Below are 21,428 nucleotides of genomic sequence, written 5' to 3'. Positions count from 1 at the left end.
CACCCTAGGACGGCGTGCCGTCGAGGAAGTCGAGTAACAACCGCCGGAAGGCCGACGGTGACTCGCGGTGCACGGTATGCCCACCGCTCAGCTCGGCGTACCTGGCGTCCGGCATCGCGTCGGCGACCATCCGCAGATACTCCGGCCGCAGGAAGTCGCCGGGCCCGCCGGAGATCACGAGCGTGCGCTGCGGTGTCCGCCGCAGCCGCTCCCACCACGCGGAGTCCACGACGAACTGCGGCAGGACCCGGTCGTGCACCGCCCGGTCGTACCGCAGCACCGCGCCGGGTGATTCCACGACCTGCTTGGCGCCCAGCAGGATCCGCCGCGGGGTGAGCGGTAGGTCGGCGGGGGAGTGCACCTGGTCGAGGCTCAGCGGCATGGGCGGGATCTCCTCGAGGACGAGGTTGCTCACCAGTTCCGGTCGCCGCCACGCCAGCCGCAGTGCCGTCTGCCCGCCCAGTGAGTGTCCCACTACCGCGAGTCGGTCCATTCCGGCCGCCGCGACCACACGCTCGGCATCGGCGGCCAGGTCATCGAGCAGATAGTCGGGGGAGCGGCCGCTGCGACCGTGCCCGCGCTGGTCGTACGTGAGCGTGTCGTGACCCGCGTGTCGCAGGGCGTGCGCGGTGCCTGCCCAGGTGCGGTGATCGGCGCCCATGCCGTGGATCAGCAGCACCGGGTCGGGGCGGGAGCCGGACGGCACGGTCCGGTCGCTGCGTCGATACTGCAGCCGCAACCGGACGCCCTCGGAGCTGACGTACCAGTGGTCCACCGCGCCGACGTTACGCCTCGGTCTGGTCGGCGCTCCCGTAGAACCCGCTGTAGTCCGTCCGCAGCACCTTCTTGTTCAGCTTGCCCACCGAGGTGTGCGGCAGCTCGCCCACCAGTGCGATCGCGTCCGGCAGTTGCCAATTCGCGAACGCCGGTGCCAGCCACTCGCGGACCTCGTCGAGCGTCGGCTCCGTCCCTTCGGTGGGCACGATCACGGGCAGTGGCCGCTCCTGCCACTTCGGGTGCGGCGCTCCGATGACCGCGACCTCGGCGATCTTGGGATGGCTGATGAGCCGGTTCTCCATGTCGATCGAGCTGATCCACTCGCCGCCGCTCTTGACCACGTCCTTGATCCGGTCGGTCACCTTCAGATAGCCGTATCGGTCGATCACGCCCACGTCGCCGCTGCGCCAGTACCCGTCGCGGAAGCCGTCGGGCTTGTCCAGCCGGTGGTAGCTCGACGTGATCCACGGCCCGCGCATCACGACCTCGCCCACGGATTGCCCGTCATGCGGCAGGAACTCACCGTCGGGCCCCATGAGCCGCAGGTCGACGCCCTGTGGCGGCAGCCCCTGGCAGCGTCGGCGCTCCCACGCCTCGTCCTCGGGCACCCGGCCCACCAGCGACTCCTTGAGTCGCAGGTTGACCGCCGCGAGCGGCGACGTCTCGGTGGCTCCGTAGCCGTGGATCACGTTGGCGCCCGTCAGCTCCACGTAGCCGCGGATCATCGACAGCGGCGGCTCGGTGGCGCCGGAGATCAGGCGGGCCCGCGAGAAGTCCGGCGGAACGTCGAGTGTCTTGATGTACTCGAGCATCGGCCCGAAGATCGCGGGCGCGCCGTTGGCGACGGTCACCCCGTGGTCGGTGATCATCGACACCAGGAACGGCGCGTCCGTCATCTGGAACCGGCCCGGCAGCACGAGGCGGGCGCGGCCATAGACCGCGACCTGCGGCAACCCCCAGCAGCTGGCGTGGAACATCGGGGTGATCAGGGCGACCGTGTCGCGATCGTCCGTCGCGTAGGCCGCGGCGACGGCCATCGTGTGCAGCACGATGGAGCGGTGGCTGTAGTACACACCCTTGGGCCGGCCGGTCGTCCCCGTGGTGTAGCACGCGCTGTACGCCGACCGCTCGTCCAGGTCGGGCCACGCGACCTCGTCCGGACCGGCGGCGAGCAGGTCCTCGTAGCTCAGCGTCGTCGGCAGCGTGGTCTGCACGTCTTCGGCGTGCTCGGACATCAGGATCCACTCGATACGCCCGGGCAGCGCGGCCTCCAGCGCCTCGGCGACGGGTAGGAGCGTCTCGTCGACGAACACCCGTGTCACGCCGCTGTCCTCGGCCACGTACGCCAGATCGGCGGGCCCGAGCCGCAGGTTCATCTGCAGCATCACTGCGCCGATACCCGGTATGGCCCAATACAACTCGTTGAATCGACGAGAGTTCCAGTCCAGCACGCCGATCACATCGCCGGGCCGTGCGCCCATCCCGGTCAGTGCGCCGGCGATCCGGGACACGTTGAGATACATGTCGGCGTAGGTGTAGGTCGAGAAGCCGGCCGCTCCCGTGCGGCCCGCTCGCTCCGCTCCCGGCGCCTGGGTATCGACGAGGCCCGCTCGCTCCGCTCCCGGCGCCTGGGTATCGACGAGGCCCGCTCGCTCCGCTCCCGGCGCCTGGGTGTCGACGAGGCCCGCTCGCTCCGCTCCCGGCGCCTGGGCGTCCCGATAGACGATCTCCTGCTCCGGGTACACCCGCACCGCCTGAGTCAGGATCGACGTGGTAGTCAGCTGGTAGTCGTCGCCCATCGTGGAGGGATGGCCGTATACCCTGCCTGCGGTGCCGGTGTGTGTGCTCACATCGTCGGATTGTGGCACCGGGTGTGTGCACTCGGGTGGGAATGCGGAGAATGGCAGATAACTTCTTGGTCGCGGACGATGAACCGCCGGATCCGGGGGAGGACGTCGCCGTCGCCTCCCGGATCCTGGCCGACGTCTGGCCCGGTGCCCGGCCGGAGCTGCTCGACACCAGTGAGAACGTCACGTTCCGCGTGCTGGGCGGCCCGCGCCCCGCGGTGTTGCGCCTGCACCGCCGTGGTTACCAGACCCGAGCCACCATCGCCGCCGAACTGGACTGGCTCGCCGCCCTGGCGGACGTCCCCGAGCTGGCGGTGGTCGAACCGATCACGGCGGCCGGGCGTCGGATTCTGAGTACGGAGTCCCGCTGCGCCGAGCGGCTTGCGGTCCTGTTCGCCGAGATCCCCGGCGCGCCCGTCGACCCGACCGGCCCGGGCGGAGCCCATTTCGGCGAACTCGGGGCCATCGCGGCGCGGTTGCACGCGCACGTCGCGACCTGGCGCCGACCCGCGGGCTTCGACCGGTTCTCGTGGGGGCTCGCCGACGCGCTCGGCCCCCGCGCGCGGTGGGGTGACTGGCGCAGCGGGCCGGGTGTGACGCCTCGACTACGCGGGACCATCGCTCCCGCAGTCGAACTCGTGGCCAGGCGACTCGCCGCATTCGGCACCGCGCCCGACCGCTTCGGGCTCATCCATGCCGACCTGCGCGCCACCAACCTGATGTGTCCTCCTCGGGGAGCGCCGGCCGGCGGTGCGGCGGGGCTCACCGTCATAGACTTCGACGATTGCGGATTCGGCTGGTACCTCTATGATTTCGCGGCAGCGGTGTCGTTCGTCGAGCACGACCCGCGGCTAGGGGAGTGGGCGGCGCAGTGGCTCGCCGGCTACGCGACCGTCGGACGCTTGGCACCGGACCATGTCGAACTGCTCCCCACCCTGGTGATGATGCGCCGCCTACAGCTGCTGGCCTGGCTCGGCGGGCACCCGCACGCCGCCGAGGCCGCGGACCACACCTTCGCTGACGGCACGGCCGACCTGGCCTCCCGCTTCGCTGCCGGACGCACCGGCACCCTGTGGTGATCCACCGGCAGGGGCCTGTCGCGCTGCGGCTTACCGACTGTGCGCAGCCCCACCGAGCGTCGAGACGCTTACCGGGGAGGCGCTCGTCGGTCGGCGCCCGAACCGTCGGTAGGGATCGGCGCCTCCGCTGCGCGGCTGCACCGTCGGTGAGCGAATGTTCTGCCACCTGGATTCCCGCGTGCGGACGGCGGCGGCTGCCGTCAAGCCTTCGAGAAGTGCGGAGCTCACCGGCGGGTGGAGCACATCGGCTGCCCGAGTGCGCGATCTTCCCCGATGGGGCTGAGTCGGGTCGCGTGCCCACCTGCGTTAGCGTGGGCGGGTGAGTAGTTCCGATGCCTTCGCAGCCGGTGTCGCCGCGCACGTGGTGCGCTACGGCGGCAGTTTCTTCCCCGAGCCGATCGACCGCGCCGAGGGCGCGTACGTCTACTCCGGCGACCGCCGCTGGCTGGACTTCACCTCCGGGCAGATGAGCGCCATCCTCGGGCACTGCCACCCCGACATCGTCGCCACCGTGCGGGATGAGATCGGCCGCCTGGACCACCTCTTCTCCGGCATGCTGTCGGAGTCCGTGGTCACTCTGGCCCGCCGCATCGCCGCCACGCTGCCGGACTCGCTGAGCCATGTCCTGCAGCTCACCACCGGTGCCGAGTCCAACGAGGCGGCCATCCGGATGGCCAAGCTGTACACCGGCAAGCACGAGATCGTCAGCTTCTCCAAGTCGTGGCACGGCATGACGGCGGGCGCGGTCGCGGCCACCTACTCGTCCGGCCGGGCCGGGTACGGACCGGTCGCCCCCGGCAACCTGGCGCTACCCACGCCCAACGCCTACCGGTCGCGGTTCGTGGACGCGCAGGGGAAGTACGACTGGCAGTCCGAGCTGGACTTCGGCTTCGAGCTGGTCGACGCGCAGTCCACCGGCGCGCTGGCCGCCGCCATCGTCGAGCCCATCCTCAGCTCCGGCGGCATCATCGATCTCCCCGTCGGCTACCTCGCCGCGCTCCGGCGTAAGTGCGACGAGCGGGGCATGCTGCTGATCGTCGACGAGGCGCAGACGGGGCTGTGGCGCACCGGCGCCGCGTACGCGTTCGAGCGCGACGGCGTTGTGCCGGACATCCTCACACTGTCCAAGACGCTCGGCGCGGGCCTGCCCATCGCCGCCGTCGTGACCTCGGCGACGATCGAATCCGTGTGCCACGACCGCGGATTCCTGTTTTTCACCACCCACGTCTCGGATCCGCTGGTGGCCGCCGTCGGGACCACCGTGCTCGACGTGCTGGAGTCCGGGGTGGGTGCGGCGGTCGCCGGGAAGGGCGCGCGGCTGCGCGCCGGCCTCGACGAGCTGGCGGCGCGGCACGATGTGATCGGCGACGTGCGCGGGCGCGGGCTGATGCAGGGCATCGAGCTGGTGACCGACCGCGTCACCAAGGTGCCCGCGCACGAGCTCGGCGCCGACGTCACCGCTCGCTGCTACGAGAACGGACTGCACATGAACGTCGTGCAGCTGCCCGGGATGGGATCGATCTTCCGGATCGCGCCGCCGCTCACCGCCACCGACGCGGAGATCGACAGGGGCCTGGAGATACTCGACGGCGCCCTCACGGGGTAGGTCACCTGACTCAGCGGTACCGGCAGGGCGAGTTTCATGAACGGCATATCGATCAAGGATGTGCCGCTGCTGCCCCACGCTGTGACCTCCGGCCCACCGAGAGCCCGCACCCCTACGGGTGTCCATGGAGGTGAGGACACATGGTGGGTGGCAGGGCATTTCATGGAGGCGAGGCCGCTCACCGAGTCACGGGACGAACCGGTACCCCATCCCGGGCTCGGTGATGAAGTGCCGCGGGCTGGCCGGGTCGGGCTCGAGCTTGCGGCGCAGCTGGGCGAGGTACACCCGCAGATAGTTGGTCTCCCGGTGATACGACGGCCCCCACACCTCGTGCAGCAGCGTCTGCTGCGATACCAGCCGATCAGGGTTGCGCGCCAACAGTTCCACGATCCGCCACTCGGTGGGCGTCAGGCGCACCGGTTCGCCGTCGCGGGTCGCCGTCCGCGCCCCGAAGTCCACCTCGAAGCTCGCGGTGCGCACCGCCTCAGGCGCGTCCACGACGGACGTCCGCCGCACCTGTGCCCGCACCCGCGCCAGGAACTCGTCCATCCCGAACGGCTTGGTCACGTAGTCGTCCGCGCCCGCGTCGAGGGCCTCGACCTTGTCGTCGGAGCCGTGCCGCGCCGACAGCACGATCACGGGGGCGACCGAGAACTCGCGCAGCCGGGCGAGCACCTGCACGCCGTCGAGGTCGGGCAGACCCAGGTCGAGCACCACCACGTCCGGCGGTGACTCGCGCGCGATCTCCAGCGCCGAGCGTCCGTCGGCGGCCGTCTCCACCCGGTACCCGCGGGCTTTGAGGTTGATCCGCAGGGTGCGGCAGATGGCGGGCTCGTCGTCGATCACCAGCACGAACGTCATCGGACCTCGCCCATCGCGACCGGATGCGCCGCAGGCAGATCCACCACCATCGTGAGCCCGCCGCCGGGGGTGTCCTCGGCCCGCAGCGTGCCACCCATCGCCTCGGTGAGGCCGCGCGCCACGGCGAGCCCCAGCCCCACGCCGTTGCCCGCCGGGGCGTCTCCCATCCGCTGGAACGGTGCGAACATCCGCTCCCGCCCCGCCTCGGGTACGCCGGGGCCGTGGTCCATCACCCGGATCTCGATGCGGTCGCCGCCGTCGACGTGTAGACCCGAGACCCCGAGCGTGACAGCCGATCCCGGCGGCGAGTGCCGTACCGCGTTCTCCACCAGGTTGGCCAGTACGCGCTCGAGCAGGCCGGGATCGGCCAGCGCGGTGGGTGCTTCCGCGCCGATCGCGAGGTTCAGGTCGGCGTCGGGCGCGGCGGCCCATGCCGCCGGCAGCACCTCCTCGATCCCCACCTCACGGGTCAGCGGGGTCAGCGAATCCGATTGCAGCCGAGACATGTCCAGCAGGTTACCCACCAACCCCGCCAGTCGGTCGGCGCTCTCCTCGATGGTGGCCAGCAGCTCCGCTTCGTCGTCCTCGGACCAGTCGACGTCCTCGCTCCGCAGCGACGACACGGCCGCCTTGATCCCCGCGAGCGGCGTCCGCAGGTCGTGCGAGACCGCGCTGAGCAGTGCGGTCCGGGCGCGGTTGTCCTCCGCGAGCCGGCGCGCCTGCCCGGCCGCCTCCCGCCATACCTCACGGTCCAGGCGCGCCGCGGCGTGCGCCGCGAACGCGGTGAGCAGCCCGTGCTCGGACGCCGACAGCGGCGGGCCGCTCACGGCGAGCGCCACCGTCGGCGAGGCGTCGACGGTGTCGGTGGCCGCCTCCAGCGAATCCGGCCCGGCTCCCGCGGTTCTCACGACCCGCCAGGCGTCGGCGTCATCGCGCACGAGCACCGTGGCACCGTCGAGCCCGAACGTGGTGACCGCCTCGTCGAGCAGCGCGGGCAGCTCGTCCTCGGCGGTGAGCAGCGTGTCGGCCAGCCCGGACAGCACGTCGGCGTCCGCGCGGGCGCGAGCTGCGGCCGAGGTCTGGCGCGCGGCCACCGAGACCACGGACGCCACCGCGATCCCGGTGGCCACGAAAACCGCCAGCGCGAAGACGTTCTCGCCGGAGGCGATGGTCAGCGTGTAGAACGGCGGCGTGAAGTAGTAGTTGAGCAGCAGCGAGCCGAGCACCGCGTTGGGCACCGCCGGCCGCAGGCCGCCGACCAACGCTACGCCCACGGTGAGCACCAGGAACAGCATCAGCTCGGTCGGCAGCGAGTGCCAGGGCCGCGTGTTCGCGAGCAGTGCCGTGAGCACCACGGGGCCGAGCAGCGCGAGGGCCCAACCGATCCGGCGGCGCGCAGTGCCGAGCGGGATGGGCCGGTCGGGCAGGTCCGACGGTGCCGGGGCCCGCCACCGTCGCGTCCGTGCCGCGGCCAGCTCGTGGGTCACCACGTGCACGTCGATGTCACCAGAGCCGTCGATCACCGCGTCCGACACCGAGCGCCGCAGCAGCGACGCGACGGGGCGGTGCCGGGACTGCCCGAGCACGATGCGGGCGGCGTTGATCGACCTGGCGTACTGCAGGATCGATGCCGCCACATCGTCGCCGGTGACGATCTGGAATGTGCCGCCGAGCTTCTCGGTGAGCTGCCGCAGCTGCGTCAACGCCGCCGGAGACGCACCCGACAGGCCGTCGGAGCGCGCGATGTACAGCGCGCGCAGCTCGCCGCCGGCGCCCTTGGCCGCCAGCCGGGCGCCGCGGCGCAGGAGCGTGGCGCCCTCGGGGCCGCCGGTGAGCGCGACCACGGTCCGGTCGCGGGTCGCCCACACGGCCGAGATACCCTGCGCGGCCCGGTATTCCTCGAGCTTCTCATCGACCCGATCGGCGAGCCACAGCAGCGCGAGCTCCCGCAGCGCGGTCAGGTTCCCCACGCGGAAGTAGTTGGAGAGCGCCGCATCCACCTTGGCCGGGTCGTAGATGTTGCCGTGCGCCATCCGGCGCCGCAGCGCCTCCGGCGTCATGTCGACCAGCTGCACCTGCTCGGCCCGGCGGACGACGGTGTCGGGGATCGTCTCCCGTTGCCGCACACCGGTGATCGACTCCACCACGTCGCCGAGCGACTCCAGGTGCTGGATGTTCACGGTGGTGATCACCATGATCCCGGCGTCCAGCAGCTCGGCCACGTCCTGCCAGCGCTTCTCGTTGCGGGAACCGGGCGCGTTGGTGTGCGCCAGCTCGTCCACGAGCGCCACCGACGGCTGCGCCGCGATCACCGCGTCGACGTCCATCTCCTCGAGCCGCGCGCCGCGGTACTCGACCACGCGACGGGGGAGCACGGCGATGCCGCGGGCCACGACCCCGGCGAGCGCGGCCTCCGTCTGCGCGCGGCCGTGCGTCTCGACGTAGCCCACCGCCACCGTCGTCCCCCGGCCCGCGCGGCGCGCGCCCTCGTCGAGCATCGCGTACGTCTTCCCGACCCCGGGGGCGGCGCCCAGGTACACGCGCAGCTGTCCCCTGGGCATCGCCCACCTCCTGTCCGGTTCTTCCTCAGCGTAGGTCGGCGAGCGCCAGGTTGAGCTGCAGGACGTTCACCCGCGGCTCGCCGAGGAAGCCCGCCTGCCGCCCGGCGGTGTGGGCGGCGACCAGCGCGGCGACCTGCGTGGTGGTCAGTCCACGAGCCCGCGCGACCCGGGCCACCTGCAGCTTCGCATACGCCGGCGAGATGTAGGGGTCCACCGCGGAGAACGAGGCGGTCACGGCGTCGGCGGGCACCTGTGCGGGGGTGACGACGGTGCCGGGCACGCTGTCCTCGGCGGCGATCGCCGCGCGTCGCTGCTCGATCTGCGCGACCAGCTTGGGGCTGTCGGGGCCCAGGTTGGTGCCGCCGGTCGTCGTCGGGTCGTAGTCGGAGGCCGACGGGCGGCCGTGGAACCACTGCGGGGTGGTGAAGGCCTGACCGATCAACGCAGAGCCGACGACGGTGCCCGATCGCGTGAGCTGGGACCCCTCGGCCTGGTGTCGCATCGCGATTTGGCCGACCCCCCACACGGCGAGCGGGTACCCGGCCCCGACCAGCACGGTGAGCACGATCAGCATCCGCAGGCCGGCGGCGATCTGACGGAAGGTGGCGGAGGTGAACATATTTCATCCAATCCCGGGGAGGAGCGAGACCACGAGGTCGATCAGCTTGATGCCGATGAACGGTAGGGCGATGCCGCCGAGGCCGTAGACAGCCAAGTTGCGGGCGAGCAGCTTGTCGGCGGCCTGCGCGGCGTACTTCACGCCGCGCATCGACAGCGGGATCAGGGCGACGATGATGAGCGCGTTGAAGATCACCGCGGAGAGGATCGCCGATCGCGGGCTGGACAGGCCCATGACGTTGAGCACGTGCAGCTGCGGCGCGATGGGGACGAACATCGCGGGGATGATGGCGAAGTACTTCGCGACGTCGTTGGCGATCGAGAACGTCGTGAGCGCGCCGCGGGTGATCAGCAGCTGCTTGCCGATCTCCACGATGTCGATCAGCTTGGTGGGGTCGGAGTCCAGGTCGATCATGTTCCCGGCCTCCTTCGCGGCGGAGGTGCCGGTGTTCATCGCGACGCCCACGTCGGCCTGTGCGAGCGCGGGGGCGTCGTTGGTGCCGTCTCCGGTCATCGCGACCAGCCGACCGCCCTCCTGCTGCTGCCGGATCAGGGCCAGTTTGTCCTCGGGGGTGGCTTCGGCGAGGTAGTCGTCCACGCCGGCCTCCTCGGCGATCGCCTTGGCGGTCAACGGGTTGTCGCCGGTGATCATGATGGTGCGGATGCCCATGGCCCGCAGCTGCGCGAACCGTACGGCCATACCCTCCTTGACAACGTCCTTGAGGTGGATCACCCCGTCGATACGGGGTACCGCCCCGGCCGGGACGGTGGCCACCACCAGCGGGGTACCGCCGGACGCGGAGATCCGGTCCACGATCACGCGGGTGTCCACGGCCGTCTGCTGATCGGCGCGTCCGCCCGACTCCTCGGAGACCCACGCGAGAACGGCTGCGGCCGCGCCCTTCCGGACCCGGGTCCCGTCGGGAAGGTCCACGCCGGACATCCGGGTCTGGGCGGTGAAGGGCACCGACTCGCCGTGCTCGAGCTGGTCGGCGTTCACCGTGAAACGCTCGGTGGCCAGGTCGATCACGGACCTGCCCTCGGGCGTCTCGTCGGCGAGCGACGCCAGCATGGCGGTTCGCGCGAGGTGTTCCTCGGTGGTCCCGCCCACCGGCCGGAACTCGGTCGCACGTCGGTTGCCGTAGGTGATGGTGCCCGTCTTGTCCAACAGCAGCGTCGACACGTCGCCCGCGGCCTCTACGGCGCGACCCGACTTGGCGATCACGTTGCGCTGCACCAGCCGGTCCATGCCGGCGATGCCGATCGCGGACAGCAGGGCGCCGATCGTGGTGGGGATGAGGCACACCAGCAGGGCGACCAGGATGATCACGTCGACCTTGCCGCCCGAATACGCGGCCATCGGCTGCAGCGTCGCCACGGCGAGGACGAACACCAGCGTCAACACCACAAGCAGGATCCCGAGCGCGATCTCGTTGGGCGTCTTCTGCCGGTCGGCGCCCTCGACCAGCGCGATCATCCGGTCGATGAAGCTGCGTCCGGGCTCGGTGCGGATCTCCACCGCGATCTCGTCCGACAGCACGCGGGTGCCGCCGGTCACGGCGCAGCGGTCGCCGCCGGACTCGCGGACCACAGGGGCGGACTCGCCGGTGATGGCCGACTCGTCGACGGTGGCAACACCTTCCACGACGTCACCGTCGCCGGGGATCACCTCGCCGGCCGCCACCAGGACCACGTCGCCGACGTGCAGCTGCGAACCCGGCACCGTCTCGGTCGTCCCGTCCGGCAGACGGCGGCGAGCGGAGGTCTCCGTCTTCGCCCGGCGCAGCGACTCGGCCTGCGCGCGGCCCCGCCCCTCGGCGACCGCCTCGGCGAGGTTAGCGAAGATCACTGTGGCCCAGAGGAACACGGTGACCCCCCAGGCGAACAGCGAGGGATGGATGCAGGCGAGCACGGTGGTGTACACCGACGAGATCCACACCACGAACACGACCGGCTGGCGGTACTGAGTACGCGGATCGAGCTTGGCGAACGCGCGGGGGAGCGCCTCGCGCAGATCGGACGCGCGGATCCCGAACGTCCAACGATTCACCGAGACGGCGGGTTTCGGGTCCGGGGTGCCGGGCGATGGCGCGTCGGACCGGTGCGAGAAGACGGTGTTCACAGTGCGGCCTCCGAGATCGGTGCCAGGGCGAGGGCTGGGACGAAGGTGAGTCCGGCCACCAGCAGCACCACGCCCACGGCCATGGTGACGAACAGGGGACGGTGGGTGGGGATGGTGCCGGCGGTCACGGGAACCGTCTGCTGCCGTGCGAGGGACTGGGCGAGCAGCAACACGAGCACCATGGGGACGAACCGGCCGAACAGCATCGCGGCGCCGAGGGTGTAGTCGAACCAGTGCGTGTCCACCGAGATACCGGCGAAGGCGCTGCCGTTGTTGTTGGCGGCCGACGCATACGCGTAGAGCATCTCCGACAGGCCGTGCGGGCCGTCGTTGTTCAGAGCCGATCGGCCCCAGCCCTGCCCGATGGCGAAGCCGGTGCCCAGCAGCACGATGGTCGGCATCACCAGGATGTACAGCGCGGCCAAGGTGATCTCGGGACGGCGGATCTTCTTGCCCAGGTACTCCGGCGTGCGGCCCACCATCAGGCCGGAGATGAACACCGTGATGACCGCGATCACCAGCATCCCGTACAGGCCCGAACCCACGCCACCGGGGCTCACCTCGCCGAGCACCAGGTTCAGCAGCGCCATGCCGCCGCCGCCGGGGGTGAGGCTGTCGTGCGCGGCGTTCACCGCACCCGTCGACGTGGATGTCGTGGCGGTGACGAACATCGATGTCCCCCACTGCCCGAACTGGTACTCCTGGCCCTCCAGGGCGGCGCCCGCGGCGCGCGACGCCGTGCCCTGCCCGGCCAGCTGGGCCCAGACCGTGACGCCCAGCGACGCGACGAACAGCGTGCTCATCGCGCCGAGGATCGCGTAGCCCTGCCTGTGGTTGCCCACCATGTTCCCGAACGTGCGCGGCAGCGACACCGGGATCAGCAGGATCAGGAAGATCTCGAAGGCGTTGGTCAGCGGGGTGGGGTTCTCGAACGGGTGCGCCGAGTTGGCGTTGAAGAAGCCGCCGCCGTTGGTGCCGAGTTCCTTGATGGACTCCTGCGAGGCGACCAGCCCGCCCGTGAGCACCTGGTGCCCGCCCGCCACCGTGGTCACGTCCCGGTGCTGCCACAGTGTCTGGATCACGCCCTGCCCCATCAGGATCAGGGCCGCGACGAAGGCGATCGGGAGCAGCACCCGCACCGTGCAGCGCGTGATGTCCACCCAGAAGTTGCCGAGCCGGTCGGTGCGCTGCCGGACGAAGCCGCGGAGCAGCGCGATCGCCACCGCGATGCCCACCGCCGCCGAGGCGAAGTTCTGCACCGCCAGGCCGGCCGTCTGCGCGATGTCGTTCATCGCGGTCTCGCCGGAGTACCACTGCCAGTCGGTGTTCGTGACGAACGAGACGGCGGTGTTGAGCGCCTCGTCGAAGCGCCACGCGCGCGGGTGGACGCCGGGCAGCAGCCGCTGCGCCATCAGCAGCGCGGTGAGCACAGCGATGCCCACGACGCTGAAGGCGAGCGCCGCCACGATGTACGTGCGCCCGCTCTGGTCCGCGTCCGGGTCGACGCCCACCAGGCGGTATATCGCCCGTTCGACACGCCAGTGGTGGTGCGACGTGAATGCGTGCGCCATCCAGTCGCCCAGCGGCCGATAGCAGATGGCGAGTGCGACCAGCACCGCCGCGATCGTGAGCAGCCCGGCGGCCGAGTCGCCCATCAGAACCGCTCCGGCCGGATCAGGGCGTACAGGAGGTACACCAGTGTCGAGAAGGCCACCACGAGGGCGACCAGGTCTGCGATATCCATGCCTGGACTCCACCATCGCGGAAGGGGTGCAATGTCGTTCGTTGACGGCCTCCATGCGCGTCTTGACGGGTTCTTGACGCGGGCGGCCGCGATAGCATTCCGATGTGACCGGCCGATGTCTGCGCTTCCTGGCGGCGCTCGTCGTGGCGGGCGTCCTGGCCGGCGTCGCGGGCGGCGGCTGCGCCCTGCTGCTGCGGCTGATCCAGCATCTCGTCTACGGCTACTGGTCCGGCTCACTGCTCGACGGTGTCGGGGGCGCCGGCCCGGCCCGCCGCATCCTCGCCCCCACGCTCGGCGGGGCGGCCGCCGGCGGATGCTGGTGGGCGCTGCGCAGCTGGTGCGACCGCCGGGGTACGACGGTGCCGCGGTTGCGCGCCGTTCTCGGGCTGTCTACCGATTCCCCGTCGCTGCGCTCGCCCCGGCCGAGGCGGCTGCCGTGGGGCACCCTGCTGCCCGATGCGCTGATCCAGATCCTCGCCGTCGCCACCGGCGGCTCGATCGGCCGGGAGCGGGCGCCGCGACAGATCGCTGCAGTCCTCGCCGACATGGCGACGCTGCGCTGGGGCCTGACCGACCGGCAGCGGCACCTGGTCCTCGCCGGGGCGGCGGGCGCCGGCCTCGCCGCCGTCTACAACGTCCCCGCCGCCGGGGCGCTGTTCACGCTCCGCGTGCTGCTTCAGACGTGGGATCCCTGGGCGATCGTCGCCGCCGTCGTCACGTCCGGGTTCGCCGTGCTCACCGCCGAGCCTGTGACCCAGGGTGAGTCCACGTACGCGTGGCACCCGCACGGCGCCGGGCTGGTGACCGGTGCCGGGTGGGTCACCTGGGTGGCGGCAGCGGCGGTGATCCCCGTCGCGGTGGTGGCCGGCGCGGGATTCCGCCGGCTGATGGGCCTCGCCGGGCACCGGACACCGTCGGGCATGGTGCTGCCCCTCGCGATCGGCGCCGCGGGACTCGCCGTGGGCATCGCCGCCGTGTGGCTGCCGGCCGCGCCCGGAAACGGGAAGTCGATCGCGACGCTGGCGCTGGTGACGGGCGCACCGATCGCGACGTTCGCGGTGCTCGCGGTACTCAAGCCGCTGCTCACCGCGCTGTTCCTGCGCGCCGGCGCATCGGGCGGGCTGCTCACGCCGTCGTTCGCGACGGGGGCCGCGCTCGGCGCGATCGCGGGGGTTCTCGCCGCGCACTGGGCGCACGGGGTGTCGGTGCCGGTGTGCGCGCTGGTCGGCGCCGCGGCGTTCGTGTCGACCACCGAGCGCGCTCCGCTGTTCGCCGGAGTGTTCACCTGGGAACTCGCGCACCCGCAACTGGTGCTGCTCGTGGTGCTGGTGGCGGTGGCGATCGCTGTGCGCTACGTCCGATTCGACCGGCTGGTCCCGGGTGCCAGAATGAGTCCTCGTGACGCGCGCGCCGGAGTACCAGCAGACCCGGCCGGGCAGTAGGGTCCCCGCCGAGGTCTGGGTCCTGGTCGCGGCGAGCTTCGTCATCGCGCTCGGCTACGGGGTCGTCGCACCCGCCCTGCCCGAGTTCGCGCGCAGCTTCGACGTGGGGATCGCGGCCGCGTCGGCGGTGGTGTCGGCGTTCGCGATCATGCGCCTCGCGTTCGCGCCGGCGACGGGGCCGATCGTGCGGCGCCTCGGCGAGCGCTCCGGCTACATGGCGGGTGTGCTGGTCGTGGCCGTCTCCACCCTGGCCGTGGCGTTCGCGCACAGCTACTGGCAGTTGTTGCTGTTCCGGGGTCTCGGCGGCGTGGGTTCGGTGTTGTTCACCGTGTCCTCGATGGGCCTGATGATCCGAGTGGCGCCCGTCGACATCCGCGGGCGCATCTCCGGTGTGTACTCATCGAGCTTCGTGTTGGGCAGCATCAGCGGGCCCCTGCTGGGCGGGGCGCTCGTAGGGTTCGGTCTGCGGGTGCCGTTCGTGGTGTACGCGGTGGCGCTGGTGGTGGCGGTCGCCGTGGTGTTCCTGGCGCTGCGGCACTCGCAGCTGGCCCGGCCCGAGCCCGTCGTCGCGGCAGCGGCGCTCACGGTGCGCGTCGCGCTGCGCGACTCGGCGTACCGGGCCGCCGTGGTCACGGCGCTCGTGTTCGGCTGGGTGTACGCCATGCGCGTGTCACTGGTGCCGCTGTTCTTCGCGACGGTGCTGCATCAACCCGACGCGATCGCCGGGTACGCCCTGGCGACGTACGCACTCGGCGACGTGATCGCGATGTTCCCGGCCGGGCGCGCCTCCGACCGATTCGGGCGCAAGCCGTTCCTGATCGCCGGGATGCTGGTCCTCGCCGCCGGCACCGTCGCACTCGCGCTGAGCGGGTCGGTGCTCGTCGCATTCGTCACCACGGCGATCTCCGGGCTCGGCACCGGCATGGTCAGCCCCAACCTGCAGGCCGTGCTCGCCGACGTGCTGTACGGCCACGGCCGCAGCGGCAGCGCCCTGTCGACCTACCAGATGGCGCAGGACGCCGGCACCATCACCGGCCCGCTCGTCGCCGGCGCGATCGCGCAGGGCCTCGGCTTCTCGTGGGCGTTCGGCGTCACCGCGGTCCTGGCCGTGCTCGCCGCCGTGGTCTGGCTGCCCGCGCGCGAGAGCCTGCGCCGCGCGGTGCCCGACGCCTGAGGCCGTGTTCGCCGAAACCGACGACCCAGCGGCGCGACCCCCTCGAAACCGGGGGTGTGTGCGGCTGAGGCGTTGATCTCGGGCCGTGACCCGCCCGGCCGAACTACCGCCAGCTGGGCAGCCACATCTCCATCCCCCACCACCACGTCGAGATGGGCTCGCCGGTCAGGATCGGCCACAGCCAGGCGAAGTTGAGGATCACCAGCGACGTGTACAGCACGACGACCCACCTGCCGGTCACGAGTCTCTCGCGGCCGAACGTCGCCGCGCGGCCGTCCGTCCCGAGTATCTCGTTGCAGATCAGCCCCAGACCGATCGCGAGGAAGGGCGTCAGCGTGAGCCCGTAGAAGTAGTACATCTGCCGGTCCAGGTCGACGAACCACGGCAGGTAGGTGGCGAAGTACAGCAGGATCACCGCGGCCCAGGCCCATTCGCGCTTGACCAACCACTTCCACAGGCCCCAGGCCACCACCGGCAGCGAGACCCACGCGAGCGCGGGGGTGCCGAGCAGCATCACGGCGCGCACGCAGTTGCCGCCGCCGCACATGCCGTGCGTCTGGTCGGACGTGTAGGCGTACAGCATCGGCCGCAGCCCCATCGGCCACGTCCACGGCTTCGACTCCCACGGGTGGTGGTTGCCTGCCGAGTTGGTCAGGCCCTCGTGGAACTGCAGCACGCTGTCCTCGTAATAGCCCAGCGACCGGATCGCGGCAGGGATCCACGAGAACGGTCCGCCCGCCCCGATCGTGTTCCCGACCTCGTAGCGGTACACCGCAGTCTCGGACGCGAACCAGGCGCCGAAGGTGGCGAGGTAGACCAGGATCGGCGTGATCGCGAGGACCAGGCCGGTAGGTACCAGGTCGCGGACCACGGTGCCGGCGACCGGCCGCTTCACCCGGTAGGCGTAGCGGTTCGCGAGGTCGAAGCCCAGCGACAGCACCGTCAGGCCGATCAGGTAGTACATGCCGGACCACTTCACGGCGAACGACAGGCCGATGCATAGCGCCGCGCCGAACCGCCACCACCGGAATCCCATCCGCGGCCCGAACGGCGAGTCCGCGATCCGGCCCTCGGCGTACACCTTCGCGAACCGTCGACGCATCTGGTCGCGGTCCGCGAGCACCATCGAGAACGCGACCGTGCCCAGCATCACCAGGAAGATGTCCAGGATCCCGACCCGCGACGAGACGAACGTGAGGCCGTCGCAGATCAGGAAGATGCCTGCCAAGGCGCCCACCAGCGTCGATCTGCTCAACCGCCGGGCGGCGCGGATCGTGACCAGCACCAGTACCGTGCCCGCCATCGCCGACATGAAGCGCCAACCGATCGGGGTGTACCCGAACATCCACTCGCCGACCGCGATGAACCACTTGCCCACCGGCGGGTGCACCACGAGTCCGTAGGCCGGATTGTCCTCGATCCACCGGCCGCTGGTGAGCATCTGCCACGCCTGCGGCACGTAGTGCTTCTCGTCGAACACCGGCGTCTGCACGGCCTGGTTGCCGTTGAACCCGTCGTTGGTCGGGGAGCCCAGCCCCCACAGCCGAGTGACGGCTGCGATCGAGGTCAGCACGATGGTCACGTACCACCCGCGCACGGTGTCGGTGGCGCCGAAGACGGGGGACGGCACCGTCGGCCCCGGGCTGATGCGGACACGCTCGGGGGCCGGGGCGTCCAGTACCGAGCCGGTGGGTTGGGCGGTCACCTGGCCCATCGTAGGGTGTTCCGTTGTGGGTACCGATCAGGGCGACACCGTCGGACCCGGCGTGGGGGCTGTCCCTCGTGCCGGGCGGCTCCTGGTGGCGGGGGTTCCGATGGGCAACCCGCGCGACGCCTCGGGACGCTTGATCGACGCCCTGGCCACGGCGGATGTGATCGCCGCCGAGGACACCCGACGCGCCCGGTCGCTGGCCGCGGCGGTGGGAGCGGAGCCCGTCGGGCGCATCGTCAGCTTCTACGACCACAACGAGCAGGCGCGGATCCCCGGGCTGCTCGACGACCTGCGGTCGGGCGCGACGGTGCTGCTGGTCACCGACGCGGGGATGCCGTCGGTGTCCGATCCCGGATACCGGCTGGTCGTCGCGGCCGTCGCCGCCGACCTGACCGTCACCTGCCTGCCCGGTCCGTCGGCCGTGACCACCGCGCTCGCCCTGTCCGGGCTCGAGGTGGAGCGGTTCTGCTTCGACGGATTCGCGCCCCGCAAGGCCGGCGCCCGCCGGGCATGGCTCGACGAGTTGGCCGGCGAGCGGCGCGCGTGTGTCTTCTTCGAGTCGCCGCACCGGATCGCCGAGACGCTCGCCACGGCCCGGGACGTGCTCGGCGGCGAGCGGCGCGCCGCCGTGTGCCGGGAGCTCACCAAGACGTACGAGGAGGTGCGGCGGGGCACCCTCGCCGAGCTGGCAGCCTGGTCCGCCGACGGTGTCCGCGGCGAGATCACCGTGGTGCTCGCGGGCGCGGCCCCCCGATCGATCGATCCCGAGGACCTGGTGTCGGAGGTGCTGAGCCGGGTCGACGGCGGCGAGCGGCTGAAGGACGCGTGCGCCACCGTCGCCGCAGAGACGGGCGCGTCGAAACGAGAGCTCTACCAGGCGGCGCTCGCAGCGCGGGGGTGACGGCCCTACAGGTGGGTGGCCGAGACGATCGTCGCTGCCTTGTGTAGGCACTCCTGGAACTCCGCGGCGGGGTCCGAGTCGATGGTGATGCCGCCGCCCACGCCGAGGCGCATGGTCCCGCCCGGCGCCCACTCGACGGTGCGGATCGCCACGTTGAGATCGAGACCCGTTACGGGATGGTCGATCCCCACGGCGCCGGTGTAACTCCCGCGGGTGTGCCTCTCCCACTGCGTGATCCGCTCGCGTGCGGCGATCTTGGGGGTGCCGGTCACCGACGCCGGCGGGAAGGTCGCCGCCAGCAACTGATCCCGCGTCACCCCGGGCCGCAGCTCGGCGGTCACGTGCGACACGAGGTGCCACACCCCGGGGGCGGCCTCCACGCGCAGCAATCCCGGCGCGCGGACGGTGCCGATCCGGGCGACCCGGCCCAGGTCGTTCCGGACGAGATCCACGATCATCACGTTCTCCGCCACGTCCTTCATGCTGGCGCGCAGCGCCTCCGGCGGCTCCGAGCGGGGGAGCGTGCCCTTGATCGGGTGCTCGGCCACGTGGCCGTCGCGCTCGGTGAGGAAGGTCTCCGGCGAGAACGACATCAGCGCTCCCCAATCCCCCTGCAGGAATGCGGATTTCCGCGGGGCGGTGCGAGCGACTATGTCGCAGAACATGTCCAGCGGGTCGCCGACGAGCCTGCCGTCGAATCGGGTGCACACGTTCACCTGGTACACGTCGCCGGCCCGGATCGCCTCCTTGCACGCATGCACCGCCGCACTGTGTGCTGCCGGATCCGGCCCGCGCCAGGTCGCATGCCACGGCCGCCCGCCGCCGTGGGCGCGCGGGAGTTCCCCGTGCCACCCCGCGCCGTCGCGGCGCAGCAGCGGGCCCGGATCGCCCCCGACGACCTGCGGGAGCAGCCGCGCATCGTCGGCGCGTACATCGGGGTAGCCCAGCACGCCGAGCCACGGCGCACCGTCGGGCATCCGCCCGGAGGCCAGCTCCGGGGCCGGTGCGAGCAGGGCGTCGAACCCGCCCCACGAGCCGATCAGTGCCGCGGGCCGCGCCCCGGACTCCCGCAGTGCCCGCAGGGCGGCGAGTGGGTCGATCGGCGGTACCACCGCGACATCGTCGCAGACCACGGTGCGATCCCGCCGATCGGCCGTGCCCCACCCTCCCGCGGGCCTAACGTGACAGTCGTACCAGAATCGAGGAGGAACACCGTGCCCGGAATGCGCCCCGACCTGAGCGGGGTCGACCCGCTCGTCGCGAATCTGACTCGCCGGGTCTGCATCGGCGACCTGACCACCCGCGCGGCGCACCAGTTCGGTGGGCGGGTGGCGGTGGTCGACGGTGACGTCACGCTCACCTTCGCCGACCTCGAGGCGCGCGCCGATGCGGTCGCGCGGGGGCTGCGGGAACGTGGACACGCACGCGGCGACGCGATCGCGCTGCAGCTGCAGAACCGGTGGGAGTTCGTGGTCGCGTTCTTCGCATGCGCCAAGATCGGGGTGGTGGCGATGCCGATCAACCTCGCCCTGTCGCCCGCCGATGTGGCCTATCAGCTGGCCGATTCGCAGGTGTCGGCGGTGATCTCCGAGGAGGCGTTCGCGCCCGCACTCGAGGCCGCCCTCGCCGGCGCTCCCGGGGCCGCAGTCCGCGAGGTGTACCTGGTCGGCGCCCCGCGTGAGACGTTGGGCGGGGTGTCCGTCACCGGCTTCGGCGACCTCGCCGCCGCCGACACAGCGCCGATCGAGACGGTCGTCGAGGACCGCGACATCCTGCACTGCCTGTACACCTCCGGCACCACGTCGCGCCCCAAGGGCGTGGTCACCAGCCATGTCGCGGTGCAGATCGCAGTGCTCACGACGGCCATGACCGTGGGGATGCGGCCCGATGTGGTGCCCGTGGTGCAGCCGATCGTGCTGCCCCTGTTCCATGTGACGGCCCTGGATGTGGTGCTCCTGCCGACCCTCACCGTGGGCGGAGCCGCCGTGCTACTCAGGGGCTTCGATCCGGCTCGGGTAGCGCGCACCTTCGTCGATCACCGGGTCACCCACATCGCACTGCTGCCCATGATGTGGGCGGCGTTGCTGGCGGCGCCTGCGTTCGTCGCCGCAGACACCGACGCTCTGGTGACCGGCTTCTACGCGATGGCGCCGATGCCCGCGGCGCTGTTGGAGCAGGTGCGGGCCCGTTTCCGCAACGCCGCGATCATCCTGGGTTCGGGGCAGACCGAGACCACGCCGCTGTCGGAGATGCAGTGGCCCGGCCATCAGGAGGGCAAGGACGCTTCGTGGGGGCCGGCGGTCGCGACCACCGACATCGCCATCATGGGGCCGGACGGTGAACTGCTGCCCGCTGGGCAGGAGGGTGAGATCGTCTACCGCACACCGCAGCTCATGGAGGGCTACTGGAACAATGCGGAGGCGAACCGGGAGGCCTTCGCGCACGGCTGGTTCCACGGCGGCGACATCGGTTATCTCGACGACGCCGGCGTTGTCTGGTTCACCGACCGCGCCAAGGACATCATCAAGTCCGGGGGCGAGAACGTCTCGTCGGTCGAGGTCGAGCGGGTGCTGCTGGGGCACGAGCTGGTCGGCGAGGTCGCAGTGGTGGGGACGTTCGACGACCGGTGGGGCGAGGCCGTGACGGCGATCGTGGTGCCCGCCGTGCCGCTGGGCGCCGACCGCGAGCGCGACGCCGCGGAGGCCATCCGTGCGTTCGCGCGGGAACGGTTGGCGGGCTTCAAGACTCCCAAGAGCGTGGTGTTCGCCGAGTCCTTGCCGAAGACCGCCACCGGCAAGATCCAGAAACACCGGCTGCGCTCGACCCGGTCTGTGGCCGGCGTGGGGCGAACGGAGCATAGGTAACGGTCGGGCGACGCGCGGCGATCTCCACACCAACGGAAGGGACACCACCATGCGCACCACCGTCATCGCACTCGCCGGCGCGGCGGCCGCCGCCGTCCTAGGCCCGGCCGGCGAGTGCGAT

General features: G+C 71.4%; 16 protein-coding genes. 6 read left to right on the top strand and 10 right to left on the bottom strand.

Annotated elements, in window-relative coordinates; all coding sequences use genetic code 11:
- Window positions 1-4: 4 nt before the first annotated feature.
- Both ABD908_RS15210 and ABD908_RS15205 read right to left on the bottom strand, forming a co-directional pair.
- A complete protein-coding gene (locus ABD908_RS15210) occupies window positions 5-775 on the bottom strand; it encodes an alpha/beta fold hydrolase (RefSeq protein ID WP_344997381.1) in 771 nt (256 codons plus the stop codon).
- A gap of 10 nt (window positions 776-785) precedes the next feature.
- A complete protein-coding gene (locus ABD908_RS15205; protein ID WP_425584384.1) occupies window positions 786-2,576 on the bottom strand; it encodes a long-chain-fatty-acid--CoA ligase in 1,791 nt (596 codons plus the stop codon).
- A 101-nt stretch (window positions 2,577-2,677) separates the two neighbouring features.
- Here ABD908_RS15205 and ABD908_RS15200 point away from each other — a divergent pair, with 101 nt between their 5' ends.
- A complete protein-coding gene (locus ABD908_RS15200) occupies window positions 2,678-3,703 on the top strand; it encodes a phosphotransferase enzyme family protein (protein ID WP_344997378.1) in 1,026 nt (341 codons plus the stop codon).
- A gap of 319 nt (window positions 3,704-4,022) precedes the next feature.
- Window positions 4,023-5,309 carry an aspartate aminotransferase family protein gene (locus ABD908_RS15195; RefSeq protein ID WP_344997376.1) on the top strand — a complete coding sequence of 429 codons (1,287 nt, stop codon included), beginning with the start codon at window positions 4,023-4,025 and terminating at the stop codon, window positions 5,307-5,309.
- 186 nt (window positions 5,310-5,495) lie between these two features.
- Here ABD908_RS15195 and ABD908_RS15190 read toward each other — a convergent pair whose 3' ends face one another.
- From ABD908_RS15190 to kdpF, 6 genes are all read right to left on the bottom strand, one after another.
- Window positions 5,496-6,170 (bottom strand): response regulator, encoded by a 675-nt coding sequence (locus ABD908_RS15190; RefSeq protein ID WP_344997374.1) that lies wholly within the window; start codon window positions 6,168-6,170, stop codon window positions 5,496-5,498.
- On the bottom strand, window positions 6,167-8,731 hold the full coding sequence (locus tag ABD908_RS15185; protein ID WP_344997372.1) for an ATP-binding protein: 2,565 nt from the start codon (window positions 8,729-8,731) through the stop codon (window positions 6,167-6,169). The genes ABD908_RS15190 and ABD908_RS15185 overlap by 4 nt, the downstream gene beginning before the upstream one ends.
- Before the next feature lie 25 nt (window positions 8,732-8,756).
- On the bottom strand, window positions 8,757-9,350 hold the full coding sequence (kdpC, locus tag ABD908_RS15180; RefSeq protein ID WP_344997370.1) for a potassium-transporting ATPase subunit KdpC: 594 nt from the start codon (window positions 9,348-9,350) through the stop codon (window positions 8,757-8,759).
- A 3-nt stretch (window positions 9,351-9,353) separates the two neighbouring features.
- Window positions 9,354-11,363, bottom strand: coding sequence for a potassium-transporting ATPase subunit KdpB (kdpB, locus tag ABD908_RS15175; protein WP_344997423.1), 2,010 nt, complete (start codon window positions 11,361-11,363; stop codon window positions 9,354-9,356).
- 104 nt (window positions 11,364-11,467) lie between these two features.
- Window positions 11,468-13,126 (bottom strand): potassium-transporting ATPase subunit KdpA, encoded by a 1,659-nt coding sequence (gene kdpA, locus ABD908_RS15170; protein ID WP_344997368.1) that lies wholly within the window; start codon window positions 13,124-13,126, stop codon window positions 11,468-11,470.
- Complete coding sequence (gene kdpF, locus ABD908_RS15165) at window positions 13,126-13,215, bottom strand: K(+)-transporting ATPase subunit F (protein WP_344997366.1); 90 nt, start codon at window positions 13,213-13,215, stop codon at window positions 13,126-13,128. Before kdpF ends, kdpA begins: the two co-directional genes overlap by 1 nt.
- A gap of 104 nt (window positions 13,216-13,319) precedes the next feature.
- Here kdpF and ABD908_RS15160 point away from each other — a divergent pair, with 104 nt between their 5' ends.
- Both ABD908_RS15160 and ABD908_RS15155 read left to right on the top strand, forming a co-directional pair.
- Window positions 13,320-14,657, top strand: coding sequence for a chloride channel protein (locus ABD908_RS15160; protein WP_344997364.1), 1,338 nt, complete (start codon window positions 13,320-13,322; stop codon window positions 14,655-14,657).
- Window positions 14,614-15,831, top strand: a complete 1,218-nt coding sequence (locus tag ABD908_RS15155; protein ID WP_344997362.1) for an MFS transporter — start codon at window positions 14,614-14,616, stop codon at window positions 15,829-15,831. Before ABD908_RS15160 ends, ABD908_RS15155 begins: the two co-directional genes overlap by 44 nt.
- A 103-nt stretch (window positions 15,832-15,934) precedes the next feature.
- On the opposite strand, the gene ABD908_RS15150 is transcribed toward ABD908_RS15155, so the two are convergent.
- Window positions 15,935-17,545, bottom strand: a complete 1,611-nt coding sequence (locus tag ABD908_RS15150; RefSeq protein WP_344997360.1) for a dolichyl-phosphate-mannose--protein mannosyltransferase — start codon at window positions 17,543-17,545, stop codon at window positions 15,935-15,937.
- Between the two features lie 16 nt (window positions 17,546-17,561).
- Here ABD908_RS15150 and rsmI point away from each other — a divergent pair, with 16 nt between their 5' ends.
- A complete protein-coding gene (rsmI, locus tag ABD908_RS15145; protein ID WP_344997358.1) occupies window positions 17,562-18,443 on the top strand; it encodes a 16S rRNA (cytidine(1402)-2'-O)-methyltransferase in 882 nt (293 codons plus the stop codon).
- 5 nt (window positions 18,444-18,448) lie between these two features.
- On the opposite strand, the gene ABD908_RS15140 is transcribed toward rsmI, so the two are convergent.
- Window positions 18,449-19,576 (bottom strand): aminodeoxychorismate synthase component I, encoded by a 1,128-nt coding sequence (locus ABD908_RS15140; protein ID WP_344997356.1) that lies wholly within the window; start codon window positions 19,574-19,576, stop codon window positions 18,449-18,451.
- Between the two features lie 90 nt (window positions 19,577-19,666).
- On the opposite strand from ABD908_RS15140, the gene ABD908_RS15135 reads away from it, so the two are divergent.
- A complete protein-coding gene (locus ABD908_RS15135) occupies window positions 19,667-21,307 on the top strand; it encodes a class I adenylate-forming enzyme family protein (RefSeq protein WP_344997421.1) in 1,641 nt (546 codons plus the stop codon).
- The last annotated feature ends 121 nt before the right edge of the window (window positions 21,308-21,428 follow it).

The organism is Tsukamurella soli (genome assembly GCF_039541155.1).
GTDB lineage: Bacteria > Actinomycetota > Actinomycetes > Mycobacteriales > Mycobacteriaceae > Tsukamurella > Tsukamurella soli.
Note: the sequence above shows the minus strand (reverse complement) of the source record. Positions and strands in the feature narration are given on the sequence as shown.